The organism is Vibrio sp. 14G-20 (assembly GCF_026241515.1).
Taxonomy (GTDB): domain Bacteria; phylum Pseudomonadota; class Gammaproteobacteria; order Enterobacterales; family Vibrionaceae; genus Vibrio.
In genome coordinates this window covers 1-16579 of the sequence record NZ_JAPHPW010000015.1, presented here as the reverse complement: position 1 = coordinate 16579, position 16579 = coordinate 1, and the positions used below count along the sequence as shown (strand labels likewise).

16 protein-coding genes are annotated in these 16579 nt (G+C 46.0%); 10 read left to right on the top strand and 6 right to left on the bottom strand.

Features of this window, described 5'->3' with window-relative positions; all coding sequences use genetic code 11:
- The first annotated feature begins 2 nt into the window (after positions 1-2).
- From OQJ75_RS14340 to OQJ75_RS14315, 6 genes are all read left to right on the top strand, one after another.
- Positions 3-896 (top strand): endonuclease I family protein, encoded by an 894-nt coding sequence (locus tag OQJ75_RS14340; protein ID WP_265973902.1) that lies wholly within the window; start codon positions 3-5, stop codon positions 894-896.
- A gap of 146 nt (positions 897-1042) precedes the next feature.
- A complete protein-coding gene (locus tag OQJ75_RS14335; protein WP_265973903.1) occupies positions 1043-1621 on the top strand; it encodes an aminodeoxychorismate/anthranilate synthase component II in 579 nt (192 codons plus the stop codon).
- 464 nt (positions 1622-2085) lie between these two features.
- Positions 2086-3297 (top strand): aspartate aminotransferase family protein, encoded by a 1212-nt coding sequence (locus tag OQJ75_RS14330; RefSeq protein WP_265973904.1) that lies wholly within the window; start codon positions 2086-2088, stop codon positions 3295-3297.
- A 107-nt stretch (positions 3298-3404) separates the two neighbouring features.
- Positions 3405-4424, top strand: coding sequence for an arginine N-succinyltransferase (gene astA, locus OQJ75_RS14325; protein WP_265973905.1), 1020 nt, complete (start codon positions 3405-3407; stop codon positions 4422-4424).
- A 39-nt stretch (positions 4425-4463) separates the two neighbouring features.
- On the top strand, positions 4464-5921 hold the full coding sequence (gene astD / locus OQJ75_RS14320) for a succinylglutamate-semialdehyde dehydrogenase (RefSeq protein WP_265973906.1): 1458 nt from the start codon (positions 4464-4466) through the stop codon (positions 5919-5921).
- Between the two features lie 213 nt (positions 5922-6134).
- Complete coding sequence (locus OQJ75_RS14315) at positions 6135-6926, top strand: DUF1338 domain-containing protein (protein WP_248389000.1); 792 nt, start codon at positions 6135-6137, stop codon at positions 6924-6926.
- A 184-nt stretch (positions 6927-7110) separates the two neighbouring features.
- Here the strand turns inward: OQJ75_RS14315 and crp are convergent, their stop codons facing one another.
- The 6 genes from crp to OQJ75_RS14285 form a co-directional block, all read right to left on the bottom strand.
- Complete coding sequence (crp, locus tag OQJ75_RS14310) at positions 7111-7743, bottom strand: cAMP-activated global transcriptional regulator CRP (protein ID WP_004729651.1); 633 nt, start codon at positions 7741-7743, stop codon at positions 7111-7113.
- Between the two features lie 239 nt (positions 7744-7982).
- Entirely contained in the window at positions 7983-8852 is an 870-nt protein-coding gene (locus tag OQJ75_RS14305; protein WP_010435210.1) for a phosphoribulokinase, read from the bottom strand.
- Positions 8853-8929: 77 nt separating this feature from the next.
- On the bottom strand, positions 8930-9142 hold the full coding sequence (locus tag OQJ75_RS14300) for a YheU family protein (protein WP_010435208.1): 213 nt from the start codon (positions 9140-9142) through the stop codon (positions 8930-8932).
- A 95-nt stretch (positions 9143-9237) separates the two neighbouring features.
- Positions 9238-10230: a hydrolase gene (locus tag OQJ75_RS14295; RefSeq protein ID WP_265973908.1), complete on the bottom strand. Its 993-nt coding sequence runs from the start codon at positions 10228-10230 to the stop codon at positions 9238-9240.
- 272 nt (positions 10231-10502) lie between these two features.
- Entirely contained in the window at positions 10503-10973 is a 471-nt protein-coding gene (locus tag OQJ75_RS14290; RefSeq protein WP_248373079.1) for a TIGR02444 family protein, read from the bottom strand.
- Positions 10970-12892 carry an ABC transporter ATP-binding protein gene (locus tag OQJ75_RS14285; RefSeq protein ID WP_265973909.1) on the bottom strand — a complete coding sequence of 641 codons (1923 nt, stop codon included), beginning with the start codon at positions 12890-12892 and terminating at the stop codon, positions 10970-10972. Before OQJ75_RS14285 ends, OQJ75_RS14290 begins: the two co-directional genes overlap by 4 nt.
- Positions 12893-13066: 174 nt before the next feature.
- Between OQJ75_RS14285 and kefG the strand changes: the two genes are divergently transcribed.
- The 4 genes from kefG to slyD all read left to right on the top strand — a co-directional run bounded on the left by kefG (position 13067) and on the right by slyD (position 16475).
- Entirely contained in the window at positions 13067-13651 is a 585-nt protein-coding gene (gene kefG / locus OQJ75_RS14280; protein ID WP_248389004.1) for a glutathione-regulated potassium-efflux system ancillary protein KefG, read from the top strand.
- Complete coding sequence (gene kefB, locus OQJ75_RS14275) at positions 13638-15434, top strand: glutathione-regulated potassium-efflux system protein KefB (protein ID WP_248373068.1); 1797 nt, start codon at positions 13638-13640, stop codon at positions 15432-15434. Before kefG ends, kefB begins: the two co-directional genes overlap by 14 nt.
- Positions 15435-15589: 155 nt before the next feature.
- Positions 15590-15790, top strand: coding sequence for a YheV family putative zinc ribbon protein (locus OQJ75_RS14270; protein ID WP_010435190.1), 201 nt, complete (start codon positions 15590-15592; stop codon positions 15788-15790).
- 94 nt (positions 15791-15884) lie between these two features.
- Positions 15885-16475 carry a peptidylprolyl isomerase gene (gene slyD, locus OQJ75_RS14265; RefSeq protein WP_265973910.1) on the top strand — a complete coding sequence of 197 codons (591 nt, stop codon included), beginning with the start codon at positions 15885-15887 and terminating at the stop codon, positions 16473-16475.
- The last annotated feature ends 104 nt before the right edge of the window (positions 16476-16579 follow it).

Below are 16579 nucleotides of genomic sequence, written 5' to 3'. Positions count from 1 at the left end.
GTATGAAAAAGACACTACTGATTTTACTTATCCCGTGTACATTCAGTGTTAATGCGGCATATGAACAAGCACATGATCCACATGTTGTCGGCACGCTACCTAAGGTAACTTGTCAAACAACGATTGTTGAGCCACCAGTTCCACCAGGTGAAGTACACAATCCTGATGGCTACTACGACAGCGCATTGAACAAAACAGGCGACGAGCTGAAAGAAGCACTGAACAACATCATCTCCACTGGCGTGACGAAGTTACCATACTCATCAAGCAGCTTTGATGTTTGGGATGCTTTGGATATAACTGATGAAGATCCAAATAACAGCAGCAACGTTATTTTGATGTATACAGGTCGCTCACAAGAGAAAGGCCAGAAAACGGGTCAGGGCAACCTTGGGCAAGACAACTGGAACCGTGAGCATACCTATCCGAAATCCAATGGCGGATTTAATAACTCTAGTGCATCAGCCTACACTGATATTCATCACTTACGTCCGACAGATGAGTCGGTAAACAGTAAGCGTGGTAACTTGGAGTTTGATCAGGGGGGGAATGAAATTACCGAAGCTCCGGGGAACTACAGTGATGGCGATTCGTTTGAGCCGCGCGATGAAGTGAAGGGTGACGTTGCTCGTATGATGTTCTATATGGCAACGCGCTATGAGGGTAAAGATACCAGCGATGTATCTAACCCAGACCTTGAACTTGTGTCGAGCGTAACTAATAACGGCACTGCTTTAGGTAATGTTTGTGTACTTCTAGAATGGAATGAGCAAGACCCAGTTGATCACTTTGAATTTAATCGCAATAGCAAAATTCAAAAGATTCAGGGCAACCGTAACCCATTCGTAGATAACCCTCATTGGGGTGATACTATCTTCGAGAAAGATTGTAAGTAATCATAGTAAAGCGATATGAGGCGCCTAGTGCGCCTCTTCTTTATTGGTCTCGTTTAAATAGTAAATAAGTAGAAAGACTTGCCTTTCTAATCTCTTACTGCACAATACACCCTGTCATTTTTTCAGCACTACTACGATTTCGACCCATGTTACTTATCATCGATAACTACGACTCTTTTACCTATAACTTGTATCAGTATTTCTGTGAGTTAGGGGTCACTGTGAAAGTTGTTCGCAACGATGAGATTGATATTGCGGGCATTGAAGCGCTAAATCCTAGCCATCTTGTTATCTCGCCGGGCCCGTGTACGCCCGATGATGCGGGAATCTCTCTGCAAGTCATTGAACATTTCATGGGTAAGTTGCCTATCTTAGGTGTGTGTCTTGGTCATCAAGCCATTGCTCAAGTCTTTGGTGGTGAAGTGGTTCGAGCCAGACAAGTGATGCACGGTAAAACCTCTCCAATCCGCCACAATGGCAAGAGCGTTTTTCAAGGGCTCAATAACCCTCTAACCGTGACACGTTACCATTCTCTAGTGGTGAAAAATGGCACGCTGCCTGACTGCTTTGAACTGACGTCTTGGACGGAATTTGAAGATGGTAGCATGGATGAGATCATGGGTTATCAACACAAAACCTTGCCGATTGATGCGGTGCAATTTCACCCTGAATCGATTAAAACAGAGCAAGGACACCAGCTTCTCGCTAACTTCCTAGCACGCTAAGTGTTTAAATTTGACCCTTTCCCCGTCTAAATAAGCCAGTTAAACCTGTCAGCCCATTCGTTAAGCGTTTAAATTCGGGCTCTACGCGCCTCCCTCCCTCTGACGCCGATCACTTTTTATAACATTTCTCTCTCGCTTCGCTAAGTTTTTAGCCTATGCAAAATTATTCGCCTTATTTCCTCTCGAACCCTATATACCGCTGTGCCAGTAAGGCTTTGCTATTGCTGGTTATACGTTTAGGTAAAAAAAGCTTCATAAAACAGATTAATTGATGCATAAATAGTCATAGGTAGTGACGTTTAGCTGGTTGTTAGGGATGGCTAAAGAATAATCTACTATTGAAAAGGTTAATTAAATGTAAATATAATGCTGCAGCGGGATTATGGCGAGACAAAATATCTTTGTCTCACTTATGAACCATTACGCTTATTTGCGAAGCTTGCGGTATCGAGAAGGAATGTACGATGACAGTGGAAAATAAAGTAGAACGTAGTCTGTTTAATGAGGTGATGGTGCCTTGTTATAACCCAATGGAAATGATCCCGGTAAAAGGGGAAGGCGCACGCGTTTGGGACCAAAAAGGCCGAGAGTATATCGACTTTGCTGGTGGTATCGCTGTGAGCTGTTTGGGTCACTGTCACCCGGCAATGGTTAACGCAGTTACTGAGCAAGCAAACAAGATTTGGCACCTGAGTAACGTGATGACCAACGAACCAGCACTGCGTCTAGCGAAAAAGCTAACAGACGTATGTTTTGCAGAAAAAGTATTCTTTGCAAACTCTGGCGCGGAAGCGAACGAAGCAGCTCTAAAGCTTGCTCGTCGTTGGGCGGCGGATGTTCACGGTCCTGAGAAATCTGAAATCATTGCATTCAAACAAGGTTTCCACGGTCGTACTTTCTTTACTGTAACGGTTGGTGGTCAAGAAGCTTACTCTGATGGCTTCGGTCCTAAACCGGGCGATGTGACTCACCTGCCTTACAATGATATTGCAGCGCTAGAAGCGCACATCTCTGATCGCACTTGTGCCATCATGATGGAGCCTCTGCAAGGCGAGGGCGGTATCATTTCTCCAACGTCTGAATTCGTGAACACAGTTCGTGAACTGTGTGACAAACACAATGCACTGCTTATCTTTGATGAAGTGCAAACAGGTAATGGCCGTACTGGTAATTTCTATGCTTACCAAGGTCTAGGTGTAACACCAGACATCTTGAGCACAGCAAAATCTCTAGGTGGTGGTTTCCCTATCGGTGCAATGCTCACAACCTCTGAACTTGCGACACATCTAAAAGTCGGCACACACGGCTCTACTTACGGTGGTAACCCACTGGCGTGTGCCGTTGCTGAAGCAGTTGTTGACGTAGTAAGCCAACCTGAAACGTTGGCTGGCGTGAAAGAACGCGAAGCACTATTCCGTGATGGTTTAGCTAAGATTAACGACAAATACCAAATATTCAGTGAAGTTCGCGGTAAAGGTCTATTGTTAGGCGCTGCGCTTAATGAAGCATGGCAAGGTCGTGCTCGTGATGTATTAGTGGCAGCAGGCGAACAAGGCTTGATGGTATTGGTTGCGGGTGCAAACGTGGTTCGTTTCACTCCATCACTGGTTATTACTACACAAGAAATTGAAGAAGGTTTATCAAAACTAGACAAAGCAATCGCTACGCTAGTTTAGCCTGAGCGGCGTCATAGGAATGATCGCCATTAGAGCGATCCCATGACGTACTGCTAAAGGCCCAAGCTTCTGGTTTTGGGCCTGTTTTGCATCTGGAGGGAATATTGATGCTAGTTGTTCGCCCAATAAAATTATCTGATTACGATGCGCTGCATACCTGCGCGGTTGAATCTGGTCACGGATTCACATCTCTTCCGGTTAACGAAGAACTGTTAACCAATCGTATTACTCACTCTGAATACAGCTTTGCTAAACAAGACGTGACTGAACCCGGTGATGAAGGCTACCTAATGGTTGGCTTCGACACTGAAACGGGAGAAGTCGCAGGTACAACAGGTATCGAAGCCTCAATTGGCTGGGATGTTCCGTTTTACTCTTACCACATCAGCAAAGTGGTTCACTCATCGCAGAAGCTTGGCGTGAATAACGTCGTGAAGTTACTGACTTTCGGTAATAACTACACCGGATGCAGTGAGATCTGCACACTGTTCTTGCGCCCAGCTTTCCGTGGTGGATTGAATGGTCGTTTGATGTCGAAGTGTCGCTTCCTGATCATGTCTGAGCACCCAGAGCGTTTCTCGAAAACGATTTTTGCTGAGATGCGTGGTGTATCGGATGCAGAAGGCAATTCTCCTTTCTGGCAATGGCTGCAAGAGCACTTCTTCTCGATTGATTTCACGCTTGCCGATTACCTAACCGGTATTGGCAAAAAAGGCTTCATTGCTGACCTAATGCCAAAGCTACCTATCTACGTGAATCTATTGAGCAAAGAAGCTCAGGCGGTGATTGGAGAGGTACATGATAATACACGTCCAGCACTTAAGTTGTTGGAACGTGAAGGTTTCACCAACCGTGGTTATGTCGACATCTTTGATGCAGGCCCAACGGTTGAGTGTGATCTAAGAAACATTGAATCAGTGCGTCATGCGATTCGAGCTCAGGTTCAAATTGCAGAGCACTCCAGCTCTAAAGACTTCCTAATTGGTAATACCTCGTTTGAGAACTTCCGCGCAGTAGCTGCGAAAGGTGCGTATGACCAAGCAAGCGACACAGTGATTTTATCATCTGAAGTAGCAAGCGCTCTTGAAGTAAAAGAAGGCGAATACGTTCGCATGTTGGCTCAATAAGAGCGGCGATTATCTGTCGAAGATTTTAAGGATAGAAGTATGACTCAGTGGATAGCAGGACAATGGGTGGCAGGTCAAGGTGACGCCATGACATCAGTAAGCCCATACAACAACGAAGTAGTGTGGCAGGGTGATAGTGCAACACCGGCGCAGGTTGAATCTGCAGTAGCAGCGGCGCGTGAAGCGTTTCTAGTTTGGAAAAAACTGAGCTTTGCGGAGCGCGAAGCGGTCGTGTTGAAGTTCGCAGAGAAAGTGAAAGAGAACAGCGAAGAGATCGCGCAAATTATCGCAAAAGAGACGGGCAAACCTATGTGGGAAACTCGCACTGAAGCGGGTGCGATGGCTGGCAAAATTGCTATCTCTATTCGTGCTTACCACGAGCGTACTGGTGAAGCTTCACGTGAAGCGGCAGGCAACCAAATCGTACTTCGTCACCGTCCATTGGGCGTGATGGCGGTATTTGGTCCTTATAACTTCCCAGGTCACCTACCGAACGGTCATATTGTTCCAGCTCTGCTATCGGGTAATACCGTAGTATTCAAACCTTCAGAGCAGACACCTTGGACGGGTGAGTTCGCAATGAAGCTATGGCAAGAAGCGGGTCTTCCTGCTGGCGTAATCAACTTAGTGCAAGGCGCGAAAGAGACTGGTATCGCTTTGGCGGATGCTAAAGGTCTTGATGGCGTGCTATTCACAGGTAGTGCCAATACTGGTCATATCCTTCACCGTCAATTCGCGGGTCAACCGGGTAAGATGCTGGCACTAGAGATGGGCGGTAATAACCCAATGGTGATCAGTGACCAATTTGGTGATGCTGACGCGACGGTTTATACCATTATCCAATCGGCTTTCATCAGTGCAGGTCAACGTTGTACATGTGCACGTCGCTTGTATGTTCCTGTTGGAGAGAAGGGCGATCAACTGCTTGATAAGCTCGTTGCGGCTACCTTGAAGATTCGTGTCGATCAGCCATTCGCTGAGCCAGCACCTTTCATGGGTCCACAGATCTCTGAAGCGGCGGCTAAGTTCATTCTGGACGCGCAAGCTAACTTGCAATCGCTAGGTGGTGTAAGCCTAGTCGAAGCAAAAGCGGGCGAAGCGGCGTTTGTTTCTCCGGGTATTATCGATGCAACCAACATTGCTGAGTTGCCAGATGAAGAGTACTTCGGCCCATTGTTGCAAGTGGTTCGTTACCAATCGTTAGAGCAAGCCGTTGAATTGGCTAATGACACGCGCTTTGGTTTGTCTGCCGGTTTAGTTTCAACCGACGATTCAGAGTGGGAATACTTCGTTGACCATATCCGCGCGGGTATTGTTAACCGTAACCGCCAGCTAACAGGCGCAAGTGGTGATGCACCATTTGGCGGCCCGGGTGCTTCAGGCAACCTACGCCCAAGTGCTTACTACGCGGCGGACTACTGTGCTTACCCAATGGCGTCAATGGAAGGCGGTGAAACTCAACTTCCAGCAACGTTTAGCCCGGGTATTGAGCTTTAAATCTAGACTAATGAGTTTTAGGCTCATGCGTTAAGTTTGAAATAGGAAGTGGTGTTATCGCTTCCTTTTTCCATCACGTCCGACACCTAGATTGGGCGGTAGATAATAATAGAAAAAGTATGTCACAGGCTGATGGCTGCTGACTCTGTGTCTCAGCCTCTCCCTTTCTAATCCAAATTACTAGCTTGCTAGAACCTCTGACAAGGAGTCACCATGACGCCCGATCTACTCTTTAAATCACTATGGGATGATTACATTCATAGGCTTTGTCCATCGGCTGAGAAAGTACACCACTTGCTGAAAGAAGACGAAGCACTGATTAACGATCACATTGCACTGCGTACTTTCAATGTTGCTCCGCTGGGTATTGAAACATTGGCTAAGCCTTTCCTTGAGCTAGGTTATAAAGCGTGTGGCGATTACCTGTTTGAGAGCAAGAAGTTAGTGGCTAAGCACTATGAACACCCAGATCCAAACCAACCAAAAGTGTTCATTAGTGAGTTGAAGGTAGAAGAGTGCTCAGGTGAGTTACAACAGATCGTTGCTAAGTTGGTTGAGCAAGTCGATGCAAGCAAGCTTCAAGGTCATGAATTCCTGTTTGGCGGACGCCTTTGGGATTTAAGCTTCGCGGATTTCCAAGTGCTTGCAAAAGAGAGTGAGTACGCGTCTTGGTTAGCGGCTCATGGTTACGGTGCCAACCACTTTACGGTGAGCGTAAACCAACTCAATGCCTTTGATGAAGTTCAGGCCGTGAATGACTATTTGAGCGAATCAGGCTTTACTATCAATGCATCTGGTGGTGAGGTTAAAGGCTCTCCAGAGGTCTTATTAGAGCAATCATCAACAATGGCAGACAAAGTCCCAGTTTCATTTGTTGAAGGCAATGAGATGATTCCTGGTGGCTTCTATGAGTTCGCTAAGCGTTATGCGATGGCCAGCGGTGAGCTTTACACAGGTTTTGTGGCGGCATCGGCTGATAAAATCTTTGAGAGCACCAACGGTTAAAGAAAGATTGGAGCACGGGATTTGCCCTAGAGATGCGGGTACGCTTTGCTTCGAGAGTGTTTGCGCTTGGACGCGGGAGGTGCTCCATTCGCATCAAGCATCTGCTCTCTAGATCTTTAGAGAACAAAAAAGCCACCAAATTTGCATTTGGTGGCTTTCAAATTTTTGGCTCAGTTAATCGAGATTAACGAGTGCCGTATACCACGATAGTTTTACCGTGTGCAGAAATTAGGTTCTGCTCTTCTAGCATCTTCAAGATACGACCTACTGTCTCACGAGAACAACCAACGATCTGGCCAATCTCTTGACGAGTGATCTTGATTTGCATGCCGTCAGGGTGAGTCATTGCATCTGGCTGTTTCGCTAGGTTTAGTAGCGTTTGAGCGATACGACCTGTTACGTCAAGGAATGCTAAGTCACCAACCTTTTGGCTAGTTACTTGTAGACGGTTTGCCATTTGCGCTGAAAGGCGCATTAGGATATCCGGGTTCACTTGGATAAGTTGACGGAATTTCTTGAAAGAAATCTCAGCTACTTCACAAGGAGATTTAGCACGAACCCAAGCAGTACGCTCTTGGTCTTCTTCGAATAAGCCAAGCTCACCGATGAAGTCGCCTTGGTTTAGGTAAGAAAGAATCATTTCCTTACCTTCTTCGTCTTTGATAAGAACTGCCACAGAACCTTTAACGATGTAGTACAAGGTTTCTGCCTTTTCACCAGCATGAATCAAAGTACTTTTTGAAGGGTACTTATGAATATGACAGTGTGAAAGGAACCACTCTAATGTTGGATCGGTTTGAGGTTTACCTAGAACCATAATATCTCACTTCCTCTGCAGGGTATGCTTGCCGCTTTCCGTGTTTTAGCTAAGCCTGGATTGACTTGTAGGATAAGAGCACTCGTTGAGTGCTGCAAGCTATCTTGTGTTTCGTTTAAGAATAGTATCCTTTTTCAGGTACTATTTCTTGATTTTAATCGTGACCAAGCTACGATTTTTTACGCAAAATTGTGCACATGATCACGGTATGAAAAGTAATCAACCAGAATGTCGTTTTGTTAACCTATTTTTCCGGTTTCGATGAGTTGTTGCAGGATCGGCCTCACAATGAGCTCCATAGCAAAACTCATTTTGCCGCCTGGCACCACGAGCGTGTTATGACGAGACATAAATGATCCATCGATCATAGCCAGAAGGTAGGGGAAATCGACGTTTTTGATGCCACGCAAACGTATAACTACGAAGCTTTCGTCTAAACTTGGAATCCCTTTCGCATTAAGTGGATTCGATGTATCTACGGTTGGAACACGCTGAAAGTTGATGTGAGTACGCGAAAATTGCGGGGTAATATAGTTAAGGTAATCATCCATCGAGCGAACAATAGAGTCCATTACTGCTTCACGAGAATGACCACGATCGCGGGTGTCGCGAACGAATTTCTGGATCCATTCCAAGTTGACGATAGGTACCATGCCGATCAGCAAGTCGACGTGTTGAGAAACGTTAATGTCGCCGTCAACCACACCGCCGTGTAGGCCTTCGTAAAACATCACATCGGAATTTTCAGGGATTTCTTGCCATGGCGTGAAGGTGCCGGGCATTTGATTGTAAGGCACGGCTTCATCGAAGGTGTGCAGGTAGCTTCTTACTTTACCTGTACCTTCGTTACCGTATTTACGGAAGAATTCTTCTAGCGCACCAAAGTCGTTGGCTTGTGGACCAAAGTAGCTGATGTGCTTACCTTGCTCGCGCGCTTTACGGATCTCGACATCCATCTCTGGGCGAGTGAAGCGATGGAAACTATCCCCTTCAACCCAAGCTGCCTTCACGTCCATCATATTGAACATTTTACGGAAGGCTTCTGAGGTGGTGGTGGTGCCGGCTCCAGATGAACCCGTCACCGCAATAATTGGATGTTTAGCGGACATGACAACCCTTGTCTTTTGAGTAACTTACTTGTTAGCAATCGTTTACCACTATAACACGGCTCCTTTATGAGCGCAGCTTAGAAGCGTTTTGTGACTTGAATATCAACGGTTTCATGGAGCTCAGAAAACACGATGCTGACTTCTCCTGAAGCTAATTGATGTTTCACTTGGTCAATCTTGTTTTGCAGTGAAACTTCTACGTCGCCGTAGTCTGTGCCTTCACGCAGCACGAACTCTTTGATGAGGTTTTCCAGTGTCTCTGGCGCAATGTCTTGCCATGGGATGATCATAAATACTTCTCTCTTTTATGTTCATAGATATGTTTATTGATGTAGAAATGCGTGTGCTTAGTAATGTTTTGCTTCTATTTACTAACGCTCGGTCATTATGCCGAACCTTGGATACTTTCATAGTAGGCAGGCAAGGCTTCTTCTAGCCAAAACCTTGGCTTGAGTGTGCTGCCAGTAATAAACCCAACATGCCCACCTTTTTGAAACAGTCGATAATCGATGTTGTCGGGTAGAACGAATTTTGGAATCACATCATCGGTCATGAAAGGGTCGTCTTTGGCATGAATGATCTGAGTTGGCAGTTTGATCTTATTGAGCTTAGGCAACGCAGAACATTGCGCATAATAATCTTGTGCATTTTTGAATCCATGCAGAGGCGCAGTGATTCGTTCATCAAACTCATACAGTTTGGTGATGTTCTTGATGTCTTCAGCGGTGATGCCAAGTTTTTCCTGTAGTAGGTTAACTTTTTTTAGCGCATTCGACTTTAGAGAGTTGAGCAAGTACTTCTTATAGAGCTTGGAGAAACCGCGCTCAATGCGACTAGAGCAACACGCTAAGTCAAAAGGAGCAGATACGATTGTCGCCGCTGACAGTAGGGGGTCGTCTGCGTACTCAGCCAAATAGTTTGCTAGCATGTTTCCCCCTAAGGATATACCAACCGCAACCTTAGGGTTATTCGGAAACTGGGCGTGCAGGTGTCTTAAGAAAAAGCGTGCATCTTCGACTTCACCTGAATGGTAAGCGCGAGCCAAGCGATTCGGTTTTCCGCTGCAACCTCTGAAGTGCATCATCACGGACAACCAACCATCCTTAGCAAACGCGTTCATCAGTCCATTAGCGTATGGGCTCTCAAAGCTACCTTCTAAACCATGGAATAGAACGAATATAGGTTTGTTGCTTCGGTCATCGTTATCTGGGATGTCACCGTCTGGTGATTCGCTCCAAGCAAGATCAAGAAAGTCACCATCGGGTGTTTCTAAGGTTTGCCAGTGAGGATTAAACAGCGCCTGCTTTCTAATAAACCTTGGCACTAAGGTTTGTAAGTGCGGGTTAGAGAGACCAGCGGCTGCGGTAAATATTGTCATAAAAACGATCCATGCTTCTTTTATGGGCTTTGATAACGTGTTGAGCTTGTAACGGAACGCCCACGTTTTATTCGAGCTTGGTTGATTCTCGGCATAAGCGCAAGGCTTTCACTTAACGAGATACAAAACAAGCTAAGGGTAACTGGTTGAGTAATATCAAGGTTAGGAGTGTTAAATACTTCATGGTGCGTATTAGTTAGCAAATGTACATGAAGAGCGAACGCACACCGTTAAGCTTGGATCTTGATTGCATAAAAAGGAAAGAGAACGAGCTAGGGCTGAGGTGCTGGTTCAGAAAAAGCGTTGTAGAGGTTCTCGGCCCCTAATAAACGACAGTATTGAAACGTGAGCGGTGATTGCTGGTTAGCGTACAGTTGTAGGGAGTTTATACAGTCGACAAGATCGGCTTGTTGTTGCTTCTCAAGCTGTAACTCAAACTGCAAGGCTTCACGGTATAGCGAGTCAAGAACGTGTGCTTTGAGGTGTTTACGCAGCTCTCTATAACTATGAAGCAGGGGTTCAGAGCGGCTCAAGCACTGTTGCACCTTGTGCCACTCTTCTTCAGCAAAAGACAATTGATGCTCATCAAGCCATTTGAGAAGCAGCAGTAGATTGACGTTGCCGTGGAACTGGTTTTGCAAAGCTAGGCACGCATCCTTTACACCGCGCACACTGTAATACTGAAGGCTAAATTGCCATAGTCGTTCCAGTGTTAGTGATATTGGGGCGTGCTCTGGGCTCATAAGCTATCCATATCCAGTTCCATCTGCTCAAGCTCTTCTTGAGTGGAGATCCAATCCATTTCAACTTCTTCTAGCTGTGACTTACTGCTCGCTTGTAGAGCGAGTACTTTATTCAGTTTAGCCTTATTTTCAGCTTCATACAGTGAAGTGTCGGATAATTCTTGTTCAGCTTTTTCGAGAGATAGTGTCAGCTTATCCATTTGCTTTTCAAATTGAGTCAGCTTTTTACGCAGTGGTGCCGTCAGTTTACGGAACTCGGCTTCTTTACGTTTCTGCTCTTTTTTCGCGGCTGCACTGTTGGCGCCGTCTTTTGCTGGTGCCAATGCTTGTGCTTCTTTGCGCTCAACTTTCTGTTGTTCGGTTAGCCATTTGTAGTAATCGCTTAGATCACCATCAAACGGTGCTACTTGACGGTCGTGTACCAAATACAAGTCATCGGTAGTTGCACGCAGTAGGTAACGGTCGTGCGATACGATAACCATTGCACCTTCAAATGTCTGCAATGCAAAAGTCAGAGCCTGACGCATGTCGAGATCCAAGTGGTTGGTTGGTTCATCGAGTAGCAATAGGTTCGGTTTTTGCCATACCAGAAGCGCCAGAACTAAACGCGCTTTTTCACCACCTGAGAAGGGGGCCACTTTATCGAGCGCTTTTTCACCTTGGAAACCGAAGCTACCTAGGTAATCACGCAGTTGTTGCTCTGTGTGCTTAGGGGCAATCTGCATCATGTGTTGCAGTGGTGTTTCTTCTGGGTGCAGAGTCTCTAATTGGTGCTGTGCAAAGTAACCAATTTTTACGCCTTGTGAATAGCTCAGCTCACCGCCTTGTTGTTTTAGTTCGCCAGAAAGCAGTTTAATCAACGTTGATTTACCAGCACCATTTCGGCCAAGTAGACCAATGCGACTGCCCGGTACTAGGTTCAGGCGAATCTTCTCTAGAATCAGATTGTCATCATAACCGGCAGAGACCTCGTCCATCATCATGATTGGGTTTGGCAGTGCGTCTGGTTCTCTAAACTCAAAGCTGAATGGGTTATCAAACTGAGCAGGTAGTACTTGTTCCATTTTCTCTAGCGCTTTAATGCGGCTTTGTGCTTGGCGAGCCTTTGAAGCTTTGTAACGGAAACGGTCAATGTAGCTTTGCATGTGAGACATCTGTTTCTGCTGCTTTTGGTACATCGCTTGTTGCAGAATCAGTTTTTGCGCTCGTTGGGTTTCGAACGATGAGTAGTTACCCGTGTACTCATTGAGCTGCTGATTTTCAACATGCACGATGCGGTTGACGATAGGGTCTAAGAAGTCTCTATCGTGCGAGATAAGCACTAGCGTGCCAGGGTAGCTTTGTAACCAACGCTCTAGCCACATTACTGCGTCTAAATCCAAGTGGTTGGTAGGTTCATCGAGTAGCAGTAGGTCACTGCGACACAGTAGGGCTTGCGCTAGGTTCAAACGCATACGCCAACCACCTGAGAATTGAGTCAGGTTCCATGTCATTTGTTCTTGGCTAAAGCCTAGGCCGTCCAGTAACTCGGCAGCGCGCGCCTTGATACTGTAACCACCAATGGTTTCAATCTTGCCGTGGATCTCTGCTACCAATGTGCCGTTGTCGGCTTGTTCCGCTTTCTCTAATTGATCTTCAAGGCCGCGGTATTCTCGGTCGCCATCAATCACATATTCAATGGCTGTTCTTTCTAATGCAGGTGTTTCTTGAGCAACCCAAGCCATTTCCCAATGGGCAGGTTTACTGAATGAGCCTGCATCAATAGACAGTTCGTCCTTAATTAAGGCGAATAGCGTAGATTTACCACAGCCGTTTTTACCAACCAAACCGATCTTGTCGCCAGGGTGAAAAGTCGCAGATGCTTGGTCGAGGAGTGGCTTACCGCCGCGTAGCAATTGAATATCAGAGAAAGTAATCATAATTGAAGTAGCATAGAAATTAGAGGTGAACAGACGCCTGCATAGTAGGCTGAAACCAGATAAAAGTCGATCACAATGCAATTTGCGTTATGATGCCAATAACATATTAATAACTTTTATTTAAATTCTAGTGGCCTTGCCACCGTTTAGCCCTTAAAGGAATGTTTCAAAGGAATGAGTATTACTCCCTCGATAGACAAACCCGTGCCAAAGGTATTAGTGATCTATGCACACCCAGAGCCGCAAACCTCTATCGCTAACCAGATTATGGTTAAAAAGATAGAGTCGCTTGGGAATGTTAAAATTCACGATCTTTATGCCCTCTATCCTGACTTCTTTATTGATGTGCCTTATGAGCATGAACTGCTTCTGCAGTACGATGTGATTGTGTTCCAACATCCTTTGTTTATGTACTCATGCCCTTCGTTATTGAAGGAATGGTTTGACCGAGTATTAGGCAAGGGCTTTGCGTTTGGTGAGCAGAGTGCACTTAAGGGTAAGCATTGGCGCAGTGTTATCACCACGGGTGGTAAAGAAGAGGCGTTTGGTGCTGCAGGCTATAATAAATATCCATTACAAGAGATCTTGCAACCATTCGAGCTCACCGCTTCTTTGTGTCAAATGAATTGGATATCCCCTTTGGTTTTACACTGGGCACGAAATGTCACCGATATGACGCGTTACCAACACGCCGAAGCGTATCGAAACTGGTTGCGAGACCCGCTACAAGATATAGGAGCAGATGATGGCTCTGACTAATGATTTTCTACAAAGTAGCGTTATATTTTTAGCGGCGGCTGTGGTTGCGGTTCCTATCGCGCAGCGAGCAGGCTTAGGTTCAGTATTAGGTTACTTATTAGCGGGTGTTGCTATTGGTCCATGGGGGCTTGGCCTAATTAGTGACGTAGAGGCGATTCTACATTTCTCTGAGTTCGGGGTGGTGCTGCTGCTCTTCCTTATTGGTTTAGAGCTTAATCCCAAAAAACTGTGGCAGATGCGGGCGCCTATTCTCGGCTTAGGTGGTGCGCAAGTGTTGATCACCACTCTGATTATTACCGCCATTGCCTGTCTGTTCGGATTAACTTGGCAAACTAGCCTCGTGATAGGTATGGGGTTAGCCCTATCTTCGACAGCCATCGCCTTGCGCGTTATTGAAGAGCGAGAGCTTGGTGGTAAAGAAGCGGGACAGTCAGGTTTTGCAGTTTTACTTTTTCAAGATATTGCAGTAATCCCTATGTTAGCGGTGTTACCTCTGCTTGCGGGTAATACGGGCGGTAGTTGGGCTGACATGTTGTGGATGCTAGGCGGCGTGATTGGCTTACTTGTTGGTGGTCATTTCTTACTGAGACCACTATTCCGCTATGTAGTCATGAGCGGTGTGCGTGAGTTGTTTACCGTTGCAGCGCTGCTATTGGTGATTGGTATTGCCGTCATCATGCAGCAGATTGGTTTGTCGATGGCGCTGGGTACTTTCTTAGCGGGTGTTCTTCTGGCTGAAAGTGAATACCGACATGAGCTTGAAATTGCGATTGACCCATTCAAAGGGTTATTGCTTGGCCTGTTCTTTATCTCTGTGGGTATGGCAGTGAACTTAGGTTTACTAGCCGAAAGCCCATTCGCGATACTGATTGCAGTTTGTGCGTTGGTCGTGTTGAAAGGTTTGGTACTGTATGCACTTGCCCGTATCTTTGGTACACAGACAAAAGCGCGTAGCCGAATGGCGATGATTCTCAGCCAAGGTGGTGAGTTTGCTTTCGTTATTTTTACCGCAGCAAGTGCGCAGGGCATCTTGAGTGGCGAACAAGTGTCGTTCTTATTGGTCGTGGTGAGTTTATCTATGGTGACTACGCCATTGATGCTTAAGCTGCAAGACCGATTCTTTGCTCGTCAACTTAACCAAATCAGCGAAAGTGCGATGTCTTCGGATGTGGTCGATCGCAGCCCTCGAGTGATCATTGCTGGCTTTGGTCGTTTCGGTCAGATCATAGGTCGTTTGATGTACGCCAATAAGATTCGTATCACCGTCCTTGAAAGTGATGCCAGCCAAATACATATCCTTAGAAAATTCGGCTACAAGGTATTTTATGGTGACTCTACTCACCTAGAGCTATTACGCGCAGCCGGTGCTGATAAAGCAGAAGCGATTGTGTTGTGTACTGACTCCCCTGATGAAATCATGAAAACCGTCGATTTATGTAAGCAGCACTTCCCGCGCTTAAAGATCTTAGCGCGTGCACGAAGCCGTGTTGAAGCGTATCAATTACTTAACCACGGTGTGAGTAACTACTCTCGTGAAACCTTCCTTGGAGCATTGGATTTAGGGCGTCAAACATTGACTGAACTTGGCATGCATCCATATAAAGCGAAGCGAGCCGAAGCACACTTTAGAAAGTTGGATAATGGTATGCTGAAAGAGTTGTTGCCTCAGCATAACGAAGATGCCGAGTTAGCCCAAAGAGCGAAAGAGGCTCGTAAAGAGCTTGAGGAGATCTTTGGACACGAGATGGAAAACGATCACCAATCTCGAAACTATTGGCAGTAGCTTAAAGTGATAACTAGTGCTTGAGCTTAGGAATAGAGCTTGGGCATAGAAGTAATAGATCATAGAACCAATCTAATAATAAACGCGGTCTCTGCTTAACGTCTAATAGAGTGAGTGGGAAGAACCGCGAATCTAGAGTAGTAAAGGATATGAACGTGAAACAGAAAAAACGCTTTATCGCAGGGGCGAACTGCCCAAGTTGCAACACTCAAGACACACTCCGTTGGTGGATTGAAAACAATATCGAGCTGGTGGAATGTGTCGATTGTGACTTCTCAGAACAGCGTAAACCAAAAACTGTAGAGAAATCTGAACACGCGAATCAAGAAATGATCGGTATTTTTAAGCCAGAATGATTGAGTTTCGTTAATTGATCCCCATAATATCCCGGTACAGAATTTTTCCTAAGCTCAACTGTTCGAGCTTAGTCCAAACCTCCTTGGAGCTCTCATGAAAATTGAAAAGAACGTAGTAGTTAGTGTTGCATATCAAGTGAAACTTGAAGATGGCGTAGTAGTTGACCAATCAACTGCAGAAGCTCCACTAGATTACCTTCACGGTCACAACAACCTAATTACAGGTCTTGAAAAAGAGCTTGAAGGCAAAGTAGCTGGCGATAAGTTCTCAGCAACTGTTACTCCAGAAGACGCGTACGGCGATCACAACGATGACCTAGTTCAACGTGTTCCTGCTGACGTGTTCCAAGGTGTTGAGCAAATCGAAGTTGGCATGCGTTTCCTAGCGGATACTGACCAAGGTCCAATCCCAGTTGAAGTGACTGAAGTAGACGGCGACGAAGTTGTTGTTGACGGTAACCACATGCTAGCCGGCCAAACTCTAACGTTTGACGTTGAAGTTGTAGCGGTACGTGAAGCGACTGAAGAAGAAGTTCAACACGGTCACGTTCACCAAGAAGGCGGCTGTGGCAGCCACGGTCACGATCATGACCACGAAGGCGGTTGCTGTGGTGGCGAAGGCCACGACCACAGTGAAGAGAAAAAAGACGGCTGCTGCGGCGGCGGTAGCTGTGGTTCCCACTAATACCGAATTAGCGGTTTAGATTAAGAATCTTGAAAGCCTCCCTTGTGGAGGCTTAATTATATGGTCCGCCTCACTCTCAAGCCATTAAGCTTAGAGTAGGCTCT

What these genes read in the sequence shown, in the direction of transcription:
- OQJ75_RS14340 (WP_265973902.1), top strand. Translation starts at nt 3, where the DNA reads ATGAAAAAGACACTACTGATTTTACTTATCCCGTGTACATTCAGTGTT.
- OQJ75_RS14335 (WP_265973903.1), top strand. Translation starts at nt 1,043, where the DNA reads ATGTTACTTATCATCGATAACTACGACTCTTTTACCTATAACTTGTAT.
- OQJ75_RS14330 (WP_265973904.1), top strand. Translation starts at nt 2,086, where the DNA reads ATGACAGTGGAAAATAAAGTAGAACGTAGTCTGTTTAATGAGGTGATG.
- astA (WP_265973905.1), top strand. Translation starts at nt 3,405, where the DNA reads ATGCTAGTTGTTCGCCCAATAAAATTATCTGATTACGATGCGCTGCAT.
- astD (WP_265973906.1), top strand. Translation starts at nt 4,464, where the DNA reads ATGACTCAGTGGATAGCAGGACAATGGGTGGCAGGTCAAGGTGACGCC.
- OQJ75_RS14315 (WP_248389000.1), top strand. Translation starts at nt 6,135, where the DNA reads ATGACGCCCGATCTACTCTTTAAATCACTATGGGATGATTACATTCAT.
- crp (WP_004729651.1), bottom strand. Translation starts at nt 7,743, where the DNA reads ATGGTTCTAGGTAAACCTCAAACCGATCCAACATTAGAGTGGTTCCTT.
- OQJ75_RS14305 (WP_010435210.1), bottom strand. Translation starts at nt 8,852, where the DNA reads ATGTCCGCTAAACATCCAATTATTGCGGTGACGGGTTCATCTGGAGCC.
- OQJ75_RS14300 (WP_010435208.1), bottom strand. Translation starts at nt 9,142, where the DNA reads ATGATCATCCCATGGCAAGACATTGCGCCAGAGACACTGGAAAACCTC.
- OQJ75_RS14295 (WP_265973908.1), bottom strand. Translation starts at nt 10,230, where the DNA reads ATGACAATATTTACCGCAGCCGCTGGTCTCTCTAACCCGCACTTACAA.
- OQJ75_RS14290 (WP_248373079.1), bottom strand. Translation starts at nt 10,973, where the DNA reads ATGAGCCCAGAGCACGCCCCAATATCACTAACACTGGAACGACTATGG.
- OQJ75_RS14285 (WP_265973909.1), bottom strand. Translation starts at nt 12,892, where the DNA reads ATGATTACTTTCTCTGATATTCAATTGCTACGCGGCGGTAAGCCACTC.
- kefG (WP_248389004.1), top strand. Translation starts at nt 13,067, where the DNA reads ATGAGTATTACTCCCTCGATAGACAAACCCGTGCCAAAGGTATTAGTG.
- kefB (WP_248373068.1), top strand. Translation starts at nt 13,638, where the DNA reads ATGGCTCTGACTAATGATTTTCTACAAAGTAGCGTTATATTTTTAGCG.
- slyD (WP_265973910.1), top strand. Translation starts at nt 15,885, where the DNA reads ATGAAAATTGAAAAGAACGTAGTAGTTAGTGTTGCATATCAAGTGAAA.